Raw genomic sequence first — 19,683 nt, forward strand, 5'->3', positions numbered from 1 at the left:
ATGATCCGCTGCGCCAAACTCGCCCGCGACCGCGGCATGGCCGGCGCCATCCTCCCCGCTTCTGCCTGGTTCTGCAAACACCCGCCCGTCCAGATGACCGACGATGAAGCTTTCTCCGCCGTGGAAGCGTTCATCGGCTGAGTCAGCGCAGGAAGCGGGACCGCACGAAATAGACCATCACCGCCGTGCCGAGCACGAAGCAGACCCCGACGACCCCCCAGAATGCCCAGGGCTCCTCCGCAAAGGGAATGCCTGCGACATTCATGCCGAGCAGGCCGGTCAGGAAAGTCAGAGGCAGGAAGATCAGCGCCACGACGGAAAGCCACAGCGACCTTGTGTCGATCAGCTCGGCCCGCAAGTCGGTGATCTGCTCCGCCATAAGCGCGGCGCGCTCGCGCACTGCCTCCAGCTCTTCCGTCATGCGCGCGAAGCGATCGGCGGATTCGCTCAGGTGCAGGCGGTCGTCCTCTTCGAGCCACTCGGCGCCAAGCCGCGACAGCCTGTCCAGCGCAACACGTTGCGGAGCGACGAAGCGCCGATACGAAATCGCCTTCGCGCGGACCAATGCGACTCGGCGCCGGAGCGTGAAGGCGCGGCGCGCGTCCAGGACGAGCTCGCAATCGTCAAGACGGTCGCCCAGTTCGGCAACGTCGGGGTCGAGCTGATCGGTGATCTCGTCAGCGAGCATGGCGACGAAATCGCCGGGGTCCCTGACCTTGTGCGCCTTGATCGCCGCGCACATCGGCGGCATGGCCCTAAGCGTGTAGCGGCTCAGCGACACGATGCAGCCGCGCCCGATCCACAGGCGGATCGAGACGAGGGGATCGGATTCGGGCTCTTCCTGCAGCGACATGCCGCGCAGGTTGACGAGCGCGCCGCCTTCCATCGGCTCGCAGCGGGGCCGAGTCTCGAGCGCGGTCAGCGCACTGGTCACCACGTCCGAAAGGCCGAGTCGCTCCGTCAGGAAGCTCTTGGTGGCGGGGTCGGTCAAGCTGAGGTGAATCCAGATCAGCTGCGCCGAGCCATTCGCCGCCGCGGCCTCCTGGGGCGTGACCGAATGCACTTCGGCACCGTCATCGATATAGGCGAACTGCTTCACGCGTTCCCCATAGACAGGTCGAGCGCCAGACCGGAACCAGGGTTGTCGGGCGTCCGGTCGCACGCAATTCGCTGCGCATCCGCCCGGGCGCGGTCGAGTATCGCGGAAGGCACATCGGGACGGTGATACACCAGGTCTGCCTGACCGAGCAGCCGTGCTTGTCTGAGCGTCAGATCGTCCGCATCGGGCGAGGCAAGCTGGATCATGACGAGCCGATTGGGCGAAGGCGCCGTCGCATCGACGAGCCAACTCGCGACATCGGTTCTGCCCGAGAACGGGTCGAGTTGACCCCCTTCGTCCAGAGCCGCGTCGATAGCGTGGCGACGGTCGTCAGGGTTGGGCCAGCGCTTGCGCAAGTCGGCTCGCGCCCGCTGCATGGCCGACGCCAAGTCGCCCAAACTCGCGGGAAGAAGCCGTTCCAGCCGCTGCCGCAGGGCTTTCGCCAGCCCGGCAGAGGCGCCGCCGGTGCCGATGGCGATCAGCACCGGATCGCGGTCGACCATCGCAGGCAAGGTGAAATCGCACAGATCCGGCCGGTCGACGGCGTTGACGAGAATGCCTCGCATCTTCAGCCGCCCGACGATTTCGTCCGGCTCGTCCACCGCCACGATGGCGAGCCGGGCGTCCGATGCCTCGCTCACGACGTTCGCGCCCGCTCGCTGCAGCAGTCGCCGCTTGGCCTCGGCAGCAGCGCCTTCGCCGGCCAGAATGACGGGACGGCCTTGGAGGCGCAGGAAGACGGCCAGGCTGTGCACGGCCCGTCCTTAGCGGGTTCAATCCAGAATGTGCATCAGCATCGGCTTGCCGCGGATGCTGGGGGAACCTTCCAGGCGTTCCAGCGCCTGCGTGATGTTCCGTTCGGGGCTTTCGTGCGTGACGATCGCGACCAGCACCGAGCCGTCTTCCTGCGCACCGCGCTGAATCAGGCTTTCGATCGAGACGTTCGAATCGCGCATTGCGGCCGCGATCTCGGCCAGCACGCCTACCTTGTCCTCGACGGTGAAGCGCAGATAGGCGCGCCCGCGCCGCTCGCCTGCATCCGCTGCGTCGCGCACGTCCAGCGAGGCCACGGGCATGGCGAAAGCGGGGCCGAACTCGCCGCGTGCGATATCGATCAGGTCCGCGACGACTGCGCTTGCGGTCGGACCGTCACCTGCACCTCGCCCCTGGAAGAATAGGCGGCCGACGAAATTGCCTTCGGCGACGACGGCGTTCAGTGAGCCCGCGACATGCGCGAGCGGGTGATCGACCGGCACCAGATGCGGGTGGACGCGCTGGAACAGCCCGTCGCCCAGCGTCTCGGCATGGCCGAGCAGACGGACCTTGTAGCCGAGCGCCTGCGCCTCGGCGATGTCGGCGGCGAGCACGTGGCGAATGCCGGTGACCTGCACCGCATCGAAGTCGAGGCGCGTGCCGAAAGCGAGGCTCGCCAGAATCGAGAGTTTGTGTGCCGCGTCGATGCCGTCGATGTCGAAGCTGGGATCCGCCTCGGCATAGCCCAGCGCCTGCGCCTCTGCGAGCACGTCGGAGAAGTCGCGGCCTTCCGCTTCCATCGTCGTCAGTATGTAATTGCAGGTGCCGTTGAGGATTCCATAGACGTGCGCCAGCTCATTGGCCGCCGCGCCTTCGCGCAGACCCTTGATGACCGGAATGCCGCCCGCGACGGCCGCCTCATATTTGAGCGCGGTACCCTTTGCTTCCGCCGCCTCGGCGAGCTCCAGCCCGTGATGAGCGATCATCGCCTTGTTGGCGGTGACGAAGGCGCGGTCCGCGGCGATGCTCTTGCGGGCGAGCGCGAGGGCGGGGCCATCGGAGCCGCCGATCAGCTCGACGACGACGTCGATGCCGGGGTGATCGGCCAACGCGCCGGTGTCGTCGACCCAGTCGAAGCGGGAGAGGTCGACACCGCGATCCTTTGTCCGATCCCGGGCGGAAATAGCCACGACCTCGATCGGCCGCCCGGCGCGGCGCGCGATCAGCTCGCGATTCGTGTCGAGCAGCCGGATGACGCCGCCACCGACGGTGCCGAGCCCGGCCAGTGCGATCTTCAGAGGTTTCATAGGTTCGTCATTCCCGCGAAAGCGGGAACCCAGCTACCTTCGTTGCTGCAGGTGCGAAAGAAGAAAGAACTGGGTTCCCGTCCTTCGACAGGCTCAGGAGAGCCTTTCGCGGGAATGACGAAGGGGGGTAAGCGCGGCGAATGTTCGCACAATTCCCCGGCCGCTTCTTCATCGCCCGTCACGGCGAGACCGTGTTCAACGCCGCTGGCCGCATGCAGGGGGACGCGATGGACACGCCGCTTACCCGCGCCGGCTTCGCCCAGGTCGATGCGATGGGCGAGGGGCTGGTGCGCTTTCTGGGCGATGGCGCCCGGCCGGCGCATCTTTGGGCCTCGCCTTATGGGCGGGCCCTGCAGACTCTCGCCATTGTCTGCGAGCATATCGGCGCGGATTGGCATCGCGCCCGGCGCGACCAGCGCCTGTCAGAGATCAACGTGGGAATATGGGGCGGCCGCACCTATCGCGAGATCATCGAGGAACAGGGCGAGATCGTGGATCGCAGCTGCGGGCTCTTCTCGGCGCGGCCGCCGCAGGGCGAATGGTATGACGAAATCGCCGCGCGCCTGACCTCATGGCTGGAGGAGCATGGGCACGAAGATGGTGACAAGCTCATCATCATGCACGGCATGTCGAGCCGCGTACTGCGCGGTCTGATGACCGGCATAGACGTCGAGCCGCGCTGGTCCGCGCCGATTGCTCCCAGTTTGCCGCAGGGATCAATGGTGATGATCGAAGGCGGGGTGGAGACCGTCGTGCATCTGGGTGCCGGCCACGCCCCTGCGTGAGGCTCGCAAAAGGGCCGCATTCTCCTTACATGGGCGCGCGATGACTCCTGCCATGCAGATTCCCGGCCATATCGATCCCGTTCCCGTGCCTCGCGCCGCGCCTGCGCGCGCTGATGGCCGTGTCGATCTGGTCGGCCTGTCCAAGCCGCAGATCCGGGAGGCGCTGCTCGCCGCCGGAATGGACGAGCGCCAGGCGAAGCTGCGCGCCAAGCAGCTGTGGCACTGGATCTACAATCGCGGCGTCACCGACTTCGCGCTGATGACGGACATCGCCAAGGCGCAGCAGCCCTGGCTCGCCGAGCGCTTCGTAATCGGCCGGCCCGCGGTGATCGAGGCGCAGGTCTCGACCGACGGCACCCGCAAATGGCTGCTCCGTTCGGACGACGGCCAGGACTATGAAATGGTCTTCATCCCCGATGCGGACCGGGGCACTTTGTGCGTCTCCTCGCAGGTCGGCTGCACGCTCAACTGCCGCTTCTGCCATACCGGTACGATGCGGCTGGTGCGCAACCTGAGCGCGGGGGAGATCGTGGGCCAGGTGATGCTCGCCCGCGACGGGCTGGGCGAATGGCCGAGCCAGCCGGAAGGGCGCCTGCTCACCAACATCGTCATGATGGGCATGGGCGAGCCGCTTTATAACTTCGACAATGTCCGCGACGCGCTGCGGATCGTCATGGATGGCGATGGCTTGGCCCTGTCGAAGCGCCGCATTACTTTGTCCACGTCCGGCGTGGTGCCGAAGATGGCGCAGGCAGGCGAGGAGATCGGCGTCAACCTGGCCGTGTCGCTGCATGCGGTCACCAAGGACGTCCGCGACGAGATCGTACCGCTCAATCGCAAATATGGCATCGAGGAGCTGCTGCAGGCATGCGCCGACTATCCCGGCGCCAACAATGCCCGCCGCATCACGTTCGAATATGTGATGCTCAAGGACAAGAACGATAGCGACGAGGACGCGCGCGAGCTCGTCCGCCTGATCCGCAAGTACAAGCTGCCGGCGAAGGTGAACCTGATCCCGTTTAACCCCTGGCCCGGCGCCCCGTACGAGTGCTCGGACCCAGAGCGCATACGCGCCTTCTCCAACATCATCTTTGAGGCCGGGATCTCCGCGCCTGTCCGCACCCCGCGGGGCCGCGACATCGATGCTGCCTGCGGCCAACTCAAGACCGCGGCGGAGAAGAAGTCTCGCGCCGAGCTGGACCGCCAGGCGGAAGAGAAGCTCGCGGCTTTGGGGTAATGCTGTTATCGTCATCCAGAACTTGTTTCGGAACAAGTGTCGATGCGACGGATGCTCGTGAGCACGTCCAGCTGAAGGAGCTGCGGATGCCTTATTGCGAAACAGGTTCGGGATGACGAGTGCAGACCTTCTTGCAACTCATTCGCAGTAGCAAAGATAATCCACAGCGCACGGTTGAACCCTTAACCGTTCCGGCCTAAGCGCCCTCGCAAACCTCAGGGAGGGACCGCATGGCTCGGCACAAGATTGCTCTTATTGGTGCAGGCAATATCGGGGGCACGCTCGCGCATCTGGCGCTCACCCGCGACCTGGGCGACGTGGTGCTGTTCGATGTCGTCGAGGGCGTACCGCAGGGCAAGGCGCTGGACTTGAACCAGTGCGGCCCGGTCGAGGGCAAGGACGGCAACCTCAAGGGCACCAACGACTATGCCGACATTGCCGGCGCGGACGTGTGCATCGTCACCGCCGGCGTCGCGCGCAAGCCGGGCATGAGCCGCGACGATCTGCTCGGAATCAATCTGAAGGTCATGAAGGCGGTTGGCGAAGGCATCAAGGCGCATGCCCCGAACGCCTTCGTCATCTGCATCACCAACCCGCTCGATGCGATGGTCTGGGCGCTGCGTGAGTTCTCGGGCCTTCCGCACAACAAGGTCGTCGGCATGGCGGGCGTGCTGGACTCGGCGCGCTTCCGCCACTTTCTTGCCGAAGAATTCGGCGTGTCGAAGAAGGACGTGACCGCGTTCGTGCTCGGCGGTCATGGCGACACGATGGTGCCGGTGATCGAATATTCGACCGTCGCCGGCATCCCGATCCCGGCGCTGATCAAGATGGGCTGGTCGACGCAGGAGCGGATCAACGCCATCGTTCAGCGCACCCGGTCCGGTGGCGGCGAGATCGTCGCGCTCTTGAAGACGGGTTCGGCCTACTACGCGCCCGCCACCAGCGGCATCGAGATGGCCGAGGCCTATCTCAAGGACCAGAAGCGTCTGCTGCCCTGCGCGGCGTTCCTGCAGGGCCAATATGGCCAGAATGACCTTTATGTCGGCGTGCCGGTGGTGATCGGCGCAGGCGGCGTTGAGAAGATCGTCGAGATCGAGCTGTCGGACAGCGCCAAGCAGAACTTCCAGGTATCGGTGGACGCGGTGAAGGAACTGATGACTGCCTGCGCCGGCATCGACAACAGCCTGAAAGCCTAAGCGTCGCCCCCTTGGGTGGCCTTCATCGGGGTCGGACACAAAGTATGAGCATTCTCGTCAACGCGAACACCAAGGTGATCACGCAAGGGTTCACCGGCGCGCAGGGCACGTTCCATTCGGAACAGGCGATTGCGTACGGCACCAAGGTCGTCGGCGGCGTCACGCCGGGCAAGGGCGGCACGACGCATATCGGCCTCCCCGTCTTCGACACGGTCGAGGAAGCGGTGAAGACGACGCGCGCGGATGCGTCGGTTATCTACGTCCCGCCGCCCTTTGCCGCGGACTCGATCCTTGAGGCGATCGACGCGGGGGTGCCGCTGATCGTGTGCATCACCGAAGGCATTCCGGTGCTCGACATGGTTAAGGTGAAGCGCGCCTTGTCCGGCTCCAAGTCGCGGCTGATCGGGCCCAACTGCCCGGGCGTGCTGACGCCGAACGAGTGCAAGATCGGCATCATGCCGGGCAACATCTTCAAGAAAGGTTCGGTCGGCGTGGTCTCGCGCTCCGGCACGCTTACCTATGAAGCGGTGTTCCAAACATCGAACGCGGGCCTGGGCCAGACCACCGCGGTCGGCATCGGCGGCGATCCGGTCAACGGCACCAACTTCATCGACGTGCTGGAGCTGTTCCTAACCGACGACGACACCAAGTCGATCATCATGATTGGCGAAATCGGCGGCGACGCGGAGGAGCAGGCGGCGCAGTTCCTTATCGACGAGGCGAAACGCGGGCGAAAGAAGCCGACGGTCGGCTTTATCGCCGGTCGCACCGCACCTCCGGGCCGCCGCATGGGCCATGCCGGCGCGATCGTCTCGGGCGGCAAGGGCGGCGCCGAAGACAAGATCGCGGCGATGGAAGCTGCGGGCATCCGCGTGTCGCCCTCGCCGGCGGAACTCGGCGAGACGCTGCAGGCGCTGTTGAAGGGGTAACCGCAACCGGGAACGCACCCCACATCCGTTCGTGTCGAGCGAAGTCGAGACACGGGCCTGGGGGCGCTCCCAACGTCTCTCGACTTCGCTCGAGACGAACGGTGAGGGTTATGGGATACGAGAATAGTACGTTCGACATCGAAGGCGTGTCGCCCTCGTTCGTCGAGGCGCTTTACCGCAGCTATGTCGCGAACCCCGGCTCGGTCGAGCCGAGCTGGCGCGGCTTCTTCGAGGGGCTGGAGGCGAGCACCGAAGGCCCGAGCTGGAAGCGCGGCAACTGGCCGCCGGCCGACACCGATGCACTGACCGCGGCGCTCGATCCGACCCAGAGCGCCGTCGCGCCCAAGGCCGAGACCAGGGAGTCCCCGGCCGCGCCCGCTGACCCCGATGCCATCGCCAAGGCCGCCGCCGACTCGATCCGTGCGATGCTCTTGATCCGCACCTACCGGGTGCGCGGACATCTCGCCGCCAATCTCGACCCGCTGGGCTTGCACCAGCGCGAGCTGCCGGCGGATCTGACTCCCGAATATCACGGTTTCTCCGGCGCCGATCTCGACCGGCCCATCTATCTTGGCGGCGTGCTTGGCCTGCAACAGGCGACGGTCAAAGAGATCGTCGCCATTCTGCAGCGCAATTACTGCGGCCCGGTCGGCCTCGAGTACATGCACATCGCCGACACCGAGGAACGCCGCTTCCTTCAGGACCGGATGGAAGGTCAGGACAAGGCGATCGAGTTCACGCCCGAAGGCAAGAAGGCGATCCTGTCGGCCGTCATTCGCGGCGAGCAGTTCGAGAAGTTCTTGGGCCGCAAATATGTCGGCACCAAGCGCTTCGGCCTCGACGGTGGTGAGGCAATGATCCCCGCGCTGGAGGCCGTGATCAAATATGGCGGCCAGCATGGTGTGCGCGAGATCGTCTATGGCATGGCGCATCGCGGTCGCTTGAACGTGCTGGCCAATGTGATGGCCAAGCCCTTCCGCGTCATCTTCCATGAATTTTCGGGCGGCTCGGCCAATCCGGAGGACGTCGGCGGCTCTGGCGACGTGAAATACCATCTCGGCACCTCCACCGACCGCGAGTTTGACGGAATCAGCGTCCATATGTCGCTGGTGCCGAACCCGTCGCACCTCGAAGCGGTCGACCCTGTGGTGCTGGGCAAGGTGCGCGCGACGCAGGTCATGCGCGACAATCTGGACAAGCACGACCAGGTGCTGCCGGTGCTGATCCACGGCGACGCGGCCTTTGCGGGCCAGGGCATTGTCTGGGAGTGCCTCGGCTTCTCTGGCGTGCGCGGCTACAATACCGGCGGCTGCGTCCACTTCATCATCAACAACCAGATCGGCTTTACGACAAGCCCGCAGTTTGCGCGGTCCTCGCCCTATCCGAGCGACGTAGCGAAGGGCGTACAGGCGCCGATCTTCCACGTGAACGGCGACGATCCCGAAGCGGTCACCTTCGCCTGCAAGATCGCCATCGAGTTCCGCCAACGCTTCGGCCGCGACATCGTGATCGACATGTGGTGCTACCGGCGCTTCGGCCACAATGAAGGCGACGAGCCGAGCTTCACCCAGCCGCTCATGTACGCGAAGATCAAGGACCACCCGCCGGTCAGCGCCGTCTATGCCGGCAAGCTGACCAGCCAGGGCGTCATCGCGGAAGGCTTCGCCGCTGAGTGCGCCGCCAGCTTCACTGCCCAGCTGGAAGAAGAGTTCGAAAGCGCCAAGTCCTATCTGCCGAACAAGGCGGACTGGTTTGCCGGACGCTGGTCGGGCCTTAACAAGCCCGCGGACGCCGAAAGCGCGCGGCGCAATGTCGAGACCGGCATCGACCGCAAATTGTTCGACAGCCTTGGGCGTACGCTCACCACCGTTCCCGATGGCGTCAACGTCCACAAAACGCTCGCCCGCATCCTCGACGCCAAGCGCGACATGTTCAAATCAGGCCAGGGCTTCGATTGGGCCACCGGCGAGGCGCTCGCCTTCGGCAGCCTGGTAACCGAAGGCTATGGCGTGCGCCTGTCGGGCCAGGACTCAGGCCGCGGCACGTTCAGCCACCGCCATGCAGTCTGGGTCGATCAGCAGACCGAGAGCAAATATGTGCCGCTGACCACCTTGCCGCACGGCCGCTTCGAGGTGCTGGACTCGCCGCTTTCCGAATATGGCGTGCTCGGCTTCGAATATGGCTATGCGCTGGCCGACCCGAAGACTCTGGTGCTCTGGGAAGCGCAGTTCGGCGACTTCGCCAATGGCGCGCAGATTATGATCGACCAGTTCATCTCGTCGGGCGAGGCCAAGTGGCTGCGCGCCAACGGGCTCGTGATGCTGCTGCCGCACGGCTATGAAGGGCAGGGGCCGGAGCATAGCTCGGCGCGGCTGGAGCGTTATCTGCAGCTTTGCGCCCAGGACAATATGCAGGTCGCCAACTGCACGACGCCAGCCAACTACTTCCACATTCTGCGCCGCCAAATGCTGCGGCCGTTCCGCAAGCCGCTCGTGATCTTCACGCCCAAGTCGCTGCTGCGGCACAAATTGGCGGTATCCGCGGCGGAGGATTTCCTTGGTGCTAGCCATTTCCGCCGCATCCTCTCCGATCCTTCGGCACCGGCCGATGACCAGGTGAAACGCCTGGTCCTGTGCACTGGCAAAGTCGCTTATGACCTCATGGAGGCGCGCGACGCAGCTGGCGACAAGCACACCACAATCGTCCGCATCGAGCAGCTTTATCCCTTCCCCAACGAGCCGCTGACGGTGCGGCTAAAGCGGATGACCAGTCTCGAGGATGTGGTCTGGGCGCAGGAGGAGCCAAAGAACAACGGCGCCTGGACCTTCGTCGAGCCTTGGATCGAACAGAGCCTGGCGGATGCGGGCGTCGGGCCAGCCCGCGCGCGCTATGCGGGCCGGGCCGCGTCGGCGTCGCCCGCAACCGGCCTCGCCAAGCGCCACACCTCCGAACAGGGCGCGCTGATCGCCGATGCGCTCGGCCACAGCGTCCGCGGCGAGATCCGCCGCACCCGCGCCGGCGCCAACACCGCGACCTCGGGCCCGAAGCAAGCCCCGACGAGCTGAGGAAAGAAGAATGGCTACCGAAATCAAAGTGCCGGTGCTCGGCGAGTCGATCACCGAAGCGACGATCGGCGAATGGCTGAAGAAGCCGGGTGAGGCGGTTGCCGCCGATGAGCCGGTCGCGAGCCTGGAGACCGACAAGGTGTCGGTCGAGGTGCCATCGCCCGTCGCCGGCACGATGGGCGCTTATGCGGCGCAGGTCGGCGACACGGTGCAGGTCGGCGCTGTGATCGGCACGATCGAGGCGGGGGGTGCTGCGGTTGCGGCTCCCGCCCCGGCGCCGGCTCCCGCTCCCGCTGCGGCCGCCCCCGCCTCGGACGAGCCTGCTGGAGACCTGACCCTGTCACCCTCCGTCCGGCGGCTGGTGCTGGAGCATGGCCTCGACCCGACTCAGATCAAGGGTACCGGCAAGGACGGCCGGCTGACCAAGGAAGACGTGCAGGCGGCGATCGATTCGGCCAAGTCCAAGCCCGCCGCGCCCGCTCCCGCCCCTGCGCCCGCCGCGGCTCCGAGTTCCGGCGGCCGACGTGAGGAGCGCGTCCGCATGACGCGCCTCCGCCAGACCATCGCGTCGCGCCTGAAGGAAGCGCAGAACACGGCGGCGATGCTGACGACGTTCAACGACGTCGACATGTCGGCCGTTATGGAGGCGCGCAGCAAGTATAAGGATCTGTTCGAGAAGAAGCACCAGGTCCGCTTGGGCTTTATGGGCTTCTTCGTGAAGGCGGCCGTGCAGGCGCTGCGCGATGTGCCCGCGGTCAACGCCAGCATCGAAGGCGATGAGATCGTCTATCGTGACTATGTCGACGTGTCGGTAGCGGTCTCGGCGCCGAACGGCCTGGTCGTGCCGGTGGTCCGCGACGCGCAGGATATGTCGGTGGCGACGATCGAGAAGACCATCGCCGATTTCGGCAAGCGCGCCAAGGACGGCAGCTTGAAGATGGACGAGATGAAAGGCGGCACCTTCACCATCTCGAACGGCGGTGTGTTCGGCTCGCTGCTCTCGACCCCGATCATCAACCCGCCGCAGAGCGCCGTGCTCGGCCTCCATCGCATCGAGGAGCGGCCGGTGGTCCGCAACGGCCAGATCGTGATCCGCCCGATGATGTATCTGGCGCTTAGCTACGATCACCGCCTGATCGACGGCCGCGAGGCGGTGACGTTCCTCGTCGCGCTGAAGAACGCGATCGAGGATCCGACAAGGCTTCTCATCGACCTCTAGCATCACCAAATCCCGCTCGGGCTGAGCCTGTCGAAGCCCTGCTTTTCTCGTGAATGGCGGCTAAAGAAGAACAGCCCTTCGACAGGCTCAGGGCGGACGGAGCTTTGGAATGTCCGAGCAGCAATACGACTACGACGTCCTCGTGATTGGCGCCGGGCCTGGTGGCTATGTCGCTGCGATCCGGGCGGCACAGCTGGGGCTCAAGACCGCGTGTGCCGAAAGCCGCGAGACGCTGGGCGGCACCTGCCTCAATGTCGGCTGCATCCCGTCCAAGGCGCTGCTGCATGCGTCCGAGCTGTTCGCGGAGGCCGCGGGCGGGGCGCTGGCCAGGCTCGGCGTCCGGATGGACAATGTCTCGCTCGATCTCGACGCCATGCACGCGCAGCGGCGGGATGCGGTCAAGGGCCTGACCGGCGGCATCGAGTTCCTGTTCAGAAAAAACAAGGTCGAGTGGCTGAAGGGTCATGCGGCTTTCACGAGCAGGGACTCGGTAAAGGTCGGCGAGCGCGAAGTCCGCGCCAAGAACATCGTCATCGCGACCGGCTCTTCGGTAACGCCGCTGCCCGGCGTTACCATTGATCAGAAGGTGGTGGTCGACTCAACCGGCGCGCTGGAGCTGGAGAAAGTGCCGGAGCATCTGGTCGTGATCGGCGGCGGCGTGATCGGGCTGGAGCTGGGCAGCGTATGGCGCCGCCTTGGGGCCAAGGTCACCTGCGTCGAATATCTGGACCAGATCCTGCCCGGCTTCGACGGCGAGGTCCGCAAGGAAGCCAACAAGATTTTCAAGAAGCAGGGTTTCGAGTTCCGCCTGTCGACCAAAGTCACCGGGGTCGAGGTAAAGGGCGGCAAGGCGACGCTCACCGTCGAGCCCGCTGAGGGCGGCGAGGCGCAGACGATCGAAGCGGATGCGGTGCTGGTCTCGATCGGACGCCGCCCGAACACCGAAGGGCTGAACCTCGAAGCCGCCGGCCTGCAGACCAACAATCGCGGCCAGGTCGAAATCGATCACGACTTCCGCACTTCCGTCCCAGGCATCTGGGCGATCGGCGACGTCGCGCCCGGGCCGATGCTCGCCCACAAAGCTGAAGACGAAGGCATTGCCGTCGCCGAGAATATCGCCGGCCAGACGGGCATCGTGAATCATGACGTCATTCCGTCCGTCGTTTACACCTTCCCGGAGATCGCCGGCGTCGGCCTCACCGAGGAGCTGGCCAAGGAGCGCGGCGAGGTGAAGGTCGGCAAGTTTCCGATGCTCGCCAACAGCCGCGCCAAGACCAATCATGAGCCGGACGGCTTTGTAAAGGTCATCGCCGACGCCAAGACCGACCGCGTGCTCGGCGTCTGGTGCATCGCCTCGGTCGCCGGCACGATGATCGCCCAGGCCGCGCAGGCGATGGAGTTCGGCGCCACGTCCGAAGACATCGCCTATACCTGCCACGCCCACCCGACCCATTCGGAAGCGCTGAAGGAAGCGGCGATGGCCGTGACGGGCAAGCCGATTCACGTCTAGCCTTTGCCGTCATCCCGAACTTGTTTCGGGATAGGGGTCCAGGAAGGCGGGATCCGATCGGCTCGGCTGCGAGCTCAGGCCTTGTCCCGGAACAAGTTCGGGATGACGTTGAAAGGGGGATCAGGTGAAGCCGACACACCGTATCTCCCGCCGCCTCCACATCTGGCTCGGCTGGATTGTCGCCCTGCCGCTCCTCCTCTGGACGATCTCCGGCCTCTGGATGGTCGCGCGGCCGATCGAGGAGGTGCGCGGGGAGCATCTCCGCTCGACGCCGGTGCCGCTCGCCTATGCCGGTGTCGCGCAATGGCCCGACACCGGCGGGCGGACGCTCAAGTCGCTGGTCGTCGAGAGCCGGCCCGGCGGGCCCGTTTGGGTGGCGAGCTTCACAACCGGCGAAGCGCGCCGCGCCGATCTCGTCACCGGCCGTCTCTTGCCGCCAGTGTCGCGCGACGAGGCCGTGCTGCTCGCACGGGCAGCCTATCTCGCAACGGCGAAAGTTGCGGAGGTCGGCCGCACGCCCGCCGCTCGGCCCCCGCTGGAGCTGCGCCGGCCCCGTCCGGCATGGGCCGTTCGCTTCGACGATGGCACGCGCCTCTATGTCGACGCCGACACGGGCGCAATTCTGGCGCTGCGGACAAGGCAGTGGCGCCTATTCGACTTTATGTGGGGCCTACACATCCTAGACCCTATTGAGCGCGAGGACACCAGCCACCCGCTGCTGATTTCCGCGGCGGCGCTGGGGCTGCTCGGCGTGATCACCGGCACTGCGCTCCTCTTCACGCGCCGCCGCAAGCGGAACCCGAAGGCCGCCCATCCGTAATCCCCGTCGTTACGGATGGGAGATGAAAATGCGCGCCTGGCTGATGCTGCCTTTGGCGTTGACCGCCTGTGGCCCCCGCGAAGCCGAGCTGCCGGCCGACCCTGTCGACCGCGCGGCGACTTGCGGCGTCGTCGCGGCCGCCCAGGCGAGGAAGGCGTCGAACAATGTCGAGGCAAAGCTGACGCTGGAGCAGCAGGGCCGCATCCTCCATTATGCGCTGCTTGCCGGTGCCGAAGGCGGCAGTTTCGACAAGACCCGCGCTGCCGGCGTGGTTAACGCGATGCCCGGCCTCGGCGACAAGGTCACGCAGGGCAAATGGGACCGGCTGATCCCGCAATGCGAAGCGGCTTATCCCGCGACCAAGGCGGGTGACGTCACCTTGCCATCCGACCGGCTGGAGGCAGAGGCGGGCTGCCAGGATCTGGCCGAGTTCTTCACCACGGCAATGCGCCAGTCAGAGGCGGATTATATCGACCGCATCCGCCTTTATGACCAAATGCGCCGGGACCTCGACCCGAAGCTCGGCGCCACCATCCGCGCCCGCGGCATGTCGCAGAAACAGGGTGAGATTGCGCGCGACAAGGCGCTGGCCAAGGTGGTGCAGCTGGGCTCGCCCGTCGCCGTGCTCGACGCCTGCGCCAAGCGCTTCGGGGCAGAGCCGGGCGGCTGAGTCATGGACGCCATCGCGCCCATGGAAGCGAAGCTGGTCGAGGCGCTGCCCGAGGATGAAGGGTGGCAGTTCGAGCCGAAATGGGACGGGTTTCGCTGCATTGCCTTGCGGGATGGGGGCAAGGTTGAGCTGATCTCAAAGTCTGGCAAGTCGCTGGCCCGCTACTTTCCTGAGGTCGCGGCGATGCTCCAGTCGCTGACGCCAAAGCGCTTCATCCTCGACGGTGAGCTGATTATTCCCGTGGGTGACTGCCTGTCGTTTGAAGCGCTGCAGCTGCGCCTGCACCCCGCTGAAAGCCGCATCCGCAAGCTGGCGAACGACACGCCCGCACAATTTATGCTGTTCGACCTGCTGGCGCTTGGTGACGAGATGCTCGCCGCCGAGCCGCTCTCGGTCCGTCGGCAGACCTTGGAGCGTTTCCATGCGGCGCATGGTGATGCGGCGCTGCTGCTGTCGCCGACCACTGTCGAGCGGGCCCAGGCGGACGCGTGGCTCGCGCGAACCGGCGGCGCGCTGGACGGCGTGATCGTCAAGCGGCTGGATGAGCCTTACCGGCCCGGCGAACGCGCCATGCTGAAGGTGAAGCAGCTCCGCACCGCGGACTGCGTGGTCGGGGGCTTCCGATATGCCTCGGGCAAGAAGGAGGCGGGCTCGCTGCTGCTCGGGCTGTTCGGCGAGGACGGCAAGCTGCACCATGTCGGCTTCTGCCCGCCGCCCGGCGACAAGGCCGAGCTGACCGCGCGGCTGGAGGCATTGGTCGAACCGCCGGGCTTCACCGGCGACGCGCCCGGCGGGCCGAGCCGCTGGTCGACGGAACGCTCGGGCGATTGGCAGCCGCTGCGCTGGGAGCTGATCGCGGAAGTAAAGTACGACCAGGTCACCGGCCGCCGCTTCCGCCACGCCACCCGCTTCCTGCGCTGGCGGCCGGACAAGGCGCCGGAACAATGCCGGATCGAGCAGCAGGTGGGGGAGCTGCGGCCGGCGGAGCTGGCGGGGCTGCTCTAGCTGTTCCCCGGCGAAGGCCGGGGTCCAGCTCACTTCCAGATGACTCCTGGGCCCCGGCCTTCGCCGGGGTGACGGCTATTGGAGGGCCTTGCGGAGCAGTTCGTTGACCACCTGCGGGTTGGCCTTGCCCGCCATCGCCTTCATCGTCTGGCCGACGAAGAAGCCGAACAGCGCTTCCTTGCCCGCTTTATACTGCGCGACCTTGTCGGCATTGGCGGCGAGGACCTTGGCGATTTCCGCTTCGATCGCGCCGGTGTCGCTGGTCTGTTTGAGCCCCCGCGCCTCGACGATGGCACCGGGGTCTTCGCCGGTCTCGAGCATGATCTCGAACACCTGCTTGGCGAGGCTGCCGGACAGCGTGCCGTCGGCGACCAGGCCGAGCAGCGCCGCACCCTGGCTGGGCGTGACGGGGCTGTCGTCGATCGACCGGCCCAGCCGGTTGAGCGCGCCGAACAGGTCGGAGATCAGCCAGTTGGCAGCAGCCTTGGCGGGTACCTTGTCGCCGCCGGCTTCCAGCAAGGTCTCGAACCAGCGCGTGGTCTCGACCTCGGCCGTCAGCACCGCGGCGTTGTAGGCGGAGAGCCCCAGTTCCTGTTCGTAGCGGCGGCGCTTGGCATCGGGCAGTTCCGGCAGGCTCGCCTTGCACTCGGCGAGGAACGCCTCGTCCAGCTCCAGCGGCAGCAGGTCCGGGTCGGGGAAGTAGCGGTAATCGTGCGCATCCTCCTTGGAGCGCATCGACCGCGTCTCGCCCTTGTCCGGATCGAACAGCCGAGTCTCCTGAACAATGCGGCCGCCGCTTTCGAGCACATCGACCTGGCGGCTCGCCTCATATTCGATCGCCTGCATGACGAAGCGGACCGAGTTGACGTTCTTGGTCTCGGTGCGGGTGCCAAACGGCTCGCCGGGCCGGCGCACGCTGACGTTCACGTCGGCGCGCATCGAGCCTTCTTCCATATTGCCATCGCAGCTGCCGACATAGCGCAGGATCGAGCGCAGCTTGCGGACATAGGCACCGGCTTCGGCGGGGGAGCGCATGTCCGGCTTGGACACGATCTCCATCAGCGCGACGCCCGAGCGGTTCAGGTCGACATAGGAGCGGGTTGGGTGCTGATCGTGCATCAGCTTGCCTGCGTCCTGTTCGACATGGATGCGCTCGATGCCGACCGTCTTCGGCTCGCCGCCCTCCGGCTCGATGGCGATCGTGCCTTCGCCGACCAGCGGATGGTAGAGCTGGGAGATCTGATAGCCCTGCGGCAGGTCGGCGTAGAAATAGTTCTTCCGGTCGAAGCGCGACCAGCGGTTGATCACGGCGTCGAGCGCAATGCCCGTGCGCACTGCCTGGCGGATGCACTCGCGGTTCGGCACCGGCAGCATGCCCGGCATGGCGGCGTCGACCAGCGACACCTGCGCATTGGGTTCGGCGCCGAACGCCGTCGCGGCACCGGAAAAGAGCTTGGCCTTGGACGCGGTGATCTGGGCATGGACTTCAAGGCCGATCACGACTTCCCAATCGCCGGTGGCGCCCTGGACGCGGTAACTGGATGATGCTGCGGTTGCCATGGACGCGCTCTGCGACAGCGGAACTGCTAAGGCAAGCCGCCGGTCTGCCGCAGCGCTTCGTGCATCGCGATGCCGGCCGCGACCGACACGTTCAGCGAACGCAAGCCGGGCACGATGGGGATGCGCACACGCAACGCCGCCTCGTCATGCACATGGGCAGGAGCGCCGCCGCTTTCGCTGCCCATGACGATGATGTCGTCGGCTTCGAACCGTGCCGCCGTGATCGGCACGCTCGCATGCGCGGTCATCAGCACGATGCGGCCGGGCCGGGCGGCGCGAAACGACTCCCAGCCTGGGTAGCGGGTGATCTCGACCCGTTCATAATAGTCCATTGCCGACCGGCGGACGCGCTTGTCGTCCCACGGAAAGCCGAGCGGTTCGATCAGGTCCAGCGGCACGCCAAGGCAGGCGCAGCTGCGCAGGATGGCGCCGACATTGCCGGGGATGTCGGGCTGGAACAGGGCGAGGCGCATGGCGCGGCTTCCTGAACCGAAACAGAATATTTGCAACCGCCGCAATCGGCGCTATCAGCGCGCCAGCCGTGCCGGACCCGTCCGGATGCGGCCGCGCGAGTATGTGCGCAGGGTCCATCCGGTCCCGCCCGGCTCGCGGCCTCAAAGGGTTTTCGCAAAGGCAGATGATGGCCACAGTCGAGCATCAGCACCGCGAAGAAGCGCTGGCCGAAGAACAAGGCCATCGCCGTCGTGACTTCATCAATATCGCTGCCGTCAGTTTCGCGGGCGTCGGCGCGGCGACCGTGGTCCTGCCGCTGATCAACCAGATGAACCCGGCCGCCGACACGCTGGCGCTGGCAACCACCGAGGTCGATCTGAGCCAGGTGCAACCGGGCCAGTCGATCAAGACGATCTTCCGCAAGCAGCCTTTGTTCGTGCGTCACCTGACGCCCCAGGAAGTGGCTGCCGCCAATGCCGTACCGGCGGGTGAGCTCCGCGACCCTCAGTCGCTGACCGAGCGGACCAAGGAAGGCAAGCCGCAATGGCTGGTCACCATGGGCGTGTGCACCCATCTCGGCTGCGTGCCGCTGGGCGCCGCCGAAGGCGAGAGCAAGGGTGAGTTTGGCGGCTATTTCTGCCCCTGCCACGGCTCGCATTACGACACCGCCGGCCGCATTCGCAAAGGTCCGGCGCCGACCAATCTCGTGGTTCCGGACTATGTGTTCCGGTCCGACACCGTCATTGAAGTGGGAGCGGCCGCATGAGCTTTCCCTGGGCCAATCATTACCAGCCGAAGCACCCGTTCATGAAGTATCTGGACGAGCGGCTGCCCTTGCCGCGGCTCGTCTATAACGCGATCGGCGGCGGCTATCCCGTCCCGCGCAACTTGAACTACTTCTGGAACTTCGGCGTGCTGTCGGGCCTGGCGCTCGTGCTGCAGATCGTCACCGGCATCGTGCTGGCGATGCACTATTCGACCGATGGCGCGACCGCCTTCCAGTCGATCGAGCGCATCATGCGCGACGTGAACAGCGGCTGGATGCTGCGCTACATGCACGCGAACGGCGCCAGCTTCTTCTTCATCGTCGTCTATCTGCACATCTTCCGGAACCTCTATTACGGTTCTTACAAGGCGCCACGCGAGATGGTGTGGCTTCTGGGCCTCGTTATCTTCCTGCTGATGATGGCGACCGCCTTCATGGGTTATGTGCTTCCATGGGGGCAGATGAGCTTCTGGGGCGCCAAGGTGATCACCGGCCTGTTCGGCGCGATCCCGTTCGTGGGCGAGCCGATCCAGGTGTGGCTGCTCGGCGGCTATGCACCGGACAACCCGTCGCTCAATCGCTTCTTCTCGCTCCATTATCTGCTGCCCTTCGTGATCGCCGGCGTGGTGATTCTGAAGATCTGGGCGCTGCACATTCCGGGCTCGTCCAACCCGACCGGCGTCGAGGTGAAGCAGGCGTCCGACACGGTGCCGTTCCACCCTTATTACACCGCCAAGGACGGGTTCGGCGTCGGCGTGTTCCTGCTCCTGTTCTGCTTCATGGTGTTCTTCGCGCCGAACTATCTCGGCCATCCGGACAATTATATCGAAGCGAACCCGCTCTCGACGCCTGCGCTGATCGTGCCCGAATGGTATTTCTGGCCCTTCTACGCGATCCTGCGCGCCTTCACCGTGGACTTCATCCTGCCGGCGAAATTGTGGGGCGTGATCGCCATGTTCGGGTCGATCATCCTCCTATTCTTCCTGACCTGGATCGACCGGTCGCCCGTGCGCTCGACCAACTACCGGCCGCTCTACAAGCCGTTCTTCTGGATCCTGATCCTGGACATCCTGGTGCTCGGCTATTGCGGCGGCGCGCACGCGGAAGAGCCGTACATCATGATCTCGCAGCTCGCGACGCTCTACTATTTCGCGCATTTCCTGATCATCCTGCCGATCGTGTCCGCGATCGAGAAGCCGCTGCCGCTGCCGAACTCGATCAGCGAGTCGGTGCTGCACGGCGAAGCCCGTGAGTCGGCGCCTCTGGGCGCGGGCGGCACCTTCGGCAATGCGCAGCCGGCCGAATAAGG

At 65.7% G+C, this 19,683-nt stretch carries 17 protein-coding genes; 12 read left to right on the top strand and 5 right to left on the bottom strand.

Annotated elements, in window-relative coordinates; genetic code table 11:
- Window positions 1-142: 142 nt before the first annotated feature.
- From VGT77_RS06950 to VGT77_RS06960, 3 genes are read right to left on the bottom strand one after another with little or no spacing between them, the layout of a single operon-like run.
- Window positions 143-1,099, bottom strand: a complete 957-nt coding sequence (locus VGT77_RS06950) for a zinc transporter ZntB (RefSeq protein WP_327460935.1) — start codon at window positions 1,097-1,099, stop codon at window positions 143-145.
- Complete coding sequence (locus VGT77_RS06955) at window positions 1,096-1,854, bottom strand: precorrin-2 dehydrogenase/sirohydrochlorin ferrochelatase family protein (protein WP_327460937.1); 759 nt, start codon at window positions 1,852-1,854, stop codon at window positions 1,096-1,098. Before VGT77_RS06955 ends, VGT77_RS06950 begins: the two co-directional genes overlap by 4 nt.
- An 18-nt stretch (window positions 1,855-1,872) precedes the next feature.
- Window positions 1,873-3,159, bottom strand: coding sequence for a homoserine dehydrogenase (locus tag VGT77_RS06960; RefSeq protein WP_327460939.1), 1,287 nt, complete (start codon window positions 3,157-3,159; stop codon window positions 1,873-1,875).
- Between the two features lie 140 nt (window positions 3,160-3,299).
- Here VGT77_RS06960 and VGT77_RS06965 point away from each other — a divergent pair, with 140 nt between their 5' ends.
- From VGT77_RS06965 to VGT77_RS07010, 10 genes are all read left to right on the top strand, one after another.
- Window positions 3,300-3,944 (top strand): histidine phosphatase family protein, encoded by a 645-nt coding sequence (locus VGT77_RS06965; protein WP_327460941.1) that lies wholly within the window; start codon window positions 3,300-3,302, stop codon window positions 3,942-3,944.
- A gap of 40 nt (window positions 3,945-3,984) precedes the next feature.
- A complete protein-coding gene (gene rlmN, locus VGT77_RS06970; RefSeq protein ID WP_327460943.1) occupies window positions 3,985-5,181 on the top strand; it encodes a 23S rRNA (adenine(2503)-C(2))-methyltransferase RlmN in 1,197 nt (398 codons plus the stop codon).
- Between the two features lie 230 nt (window positions 5,182-5,411).
- Window positions 5,412-6,377: a malate dehydrogenase gene (gene mdh, locus VGT77_RS06975; RefSeq protein ID WP_327460945.1), complete on the top strand. Its 966-nt coding sequence runs from the start codon at window positions 5,412-5,414 to the stop codon at window positions 6,375-6,377.
- Window positions 6,378-6,421: 44 nt separating this feature from the next.
- On the top strand, window positions 6,422-7,306 hold the full coding sequence (gene sucD, locus VGT77_RS06980; protein ID WP_327460947.1) for a succinate--CoA ligase subunit alpha: 885 nt from the start codon (window positions 6,422-6,424) through the stop codon (window positions 7,304-7,306).
- Between the two features lie 110 nt (window positions 7,307-7,416).
- Window positions 7,417-10,371 (top strand): 2-oxoglutarate dehydrogenase E1 component, encoded by a 2,955-nt coding sequence (locus tag VGT77_RS06985; RefSeq protein WP_327460949.1) that lies wholly within the window; start codon window positions 7,417-7,419, stop codon window positions 10,369-10,371.
- A 10-nt stretch (window positions 10,372-10,381) separates the two neighbouring features.
- The gene (odhB, locus tag VGT77_RS06990; protein WP_327460951.1) at window positions 10,382-11,590 is read left to right on the top strand and encodes a 2-oxoglutarate dehydrogenase complex dihydrolipoyllysine-residue succinyltransferase; all 1,209 of its coding nucleotides are present in this window, start codon (window positions 10,382-10,384) and stop codon (window positions 11,588-11,590) included.
- A gap of 109 nt (window positions 11,591-11,699) precedes the next feature.
- Window positions 11,700-13,100 carry a dihydrolipoyl dehydrogenase gene (gene lpdA, locus VGT77_RS06995; RefSeq protein ID WP_327460953.1) on the top strand — a complete coding sequence of 467 codons (1,401 nt, stop codon included), beginning with the start codon at window positions 11,700-11,702 and terminating at the stop codon, window positions 13,098-13,100.
- 124 nt (window positions 13,101-13,224) lie between these two features.
- Window positions 13,225-13,920 (top strand): PepSY domain-containing protein, encoded by a 696-nt coding sequence (locus tag VGT77_RS07000; protein ID WP_327460955.1) that lies wholly within the window; start codon window positions 13,225-13,227, stop codon window positions 13,918-13,920.
- A 28-nt stretch (window positions 13,921-13,948) separates the two neighbouring features.
- On the top strand, window positions 13,949-14,590 hold the full coding sequence (locus VGT77_RS07005) for a hypothetical protein (protein WP_327460957.1): 642 nt from the start codon (window positions 13,949-13,951) through the stop codon (window positions 14,588-14,590).
- Window positions 14,591-14,593: 3 nt separating this feature from the next.
- Window positions 14,594-15,595 carry an ATP-dependent DNA ligase gene (locus tag VGT77_RS07010; RefSeq protein ID WP_327460959.1) on the top strand — a complete coding sequence of 334 codons (1,002 nt, stop codon included), beginning with the start codon at window positions 14,594-14,596 and terminating at the stop codon, window positions 15,593-15,595.
- 75 nt (window positions 15,596-15,670) lie between these two features.
- Here the strand turns inward: VGT77_RS07010 and gatB are convergent, their stop codons facing one another.
- Both gatB and VGT77_RS07020 read right to left on the bottom strand, forming a co-directional pair.
- A complete protein-coding gene (gene gatB / locus VGT77_RS07015; protein ID WP_327460961.1) occupies window positions 15,671-17,155 on the bottom strand; it encodes an Asp-tRNA(Asn)/Glu-tRNA(Gln) amidotransferase subunit GatB in 1,485 nt (494 codons plus the stop codon).
- A 26-nt stretch (window positions 17,156-17,181) separates the two neighbouring features.
- A complete protein-coding gene (locus VGT77_RS07020; protein ID WP_327460962.1) occupies window positions 17,182-17,628 on the bottom strand; it encodes a tRNA (cytidine(34)-2'-O)-methyltransferase in 447 nt (148 codons plus the stop codon).
- A 167-nt stretch (window positions 17,629-17,795) separates the two neighbouring features.
- On the opposite strand from VGT77_RS07020, the gene petA reads away from it, so the two are divergent.
- Together petA and VGT77_RS07030 are read left to right on the top strand one after the other, a co-directional pair.
- Window positions 17,796-18,374, top strand: a complete 579-nt coding sequence (petA, locus tag VGT77_RS07025; RefSeq protein WP_327461555.1) for a ubiquinol-cytochrome c reductase iron-sulfur subunit — start codon at window positions 17,796-17,798, stop codon at window positions 18,372-18,374.
- Window positions 18,371-19,681 (top strand): cytochrome b/b6, encoded by a 1,311-nt coding sequence (locus VGT77_RS07030; RefSeq protein WP_327460964.1) that lies wholly within the window; start codon window positions 18,371-18,373, stop codon window positions 19,679-19,681. The genes petA and VGT77_RS07030 overlap by 4 nt, the downstream gene beginning before the upstream one ends.
- Window positions 19,682-19,683 lie beyond the last annotated feature (2 nt).

Source organism: Sphingomonas sp. (assembly GCF_035944535.1).
GTDB lineage: Bacteria > Pseudomonadota > Alphaproteobacteria > Sphingomonadales > Sphingomonadaceae > Sphingomonas_B.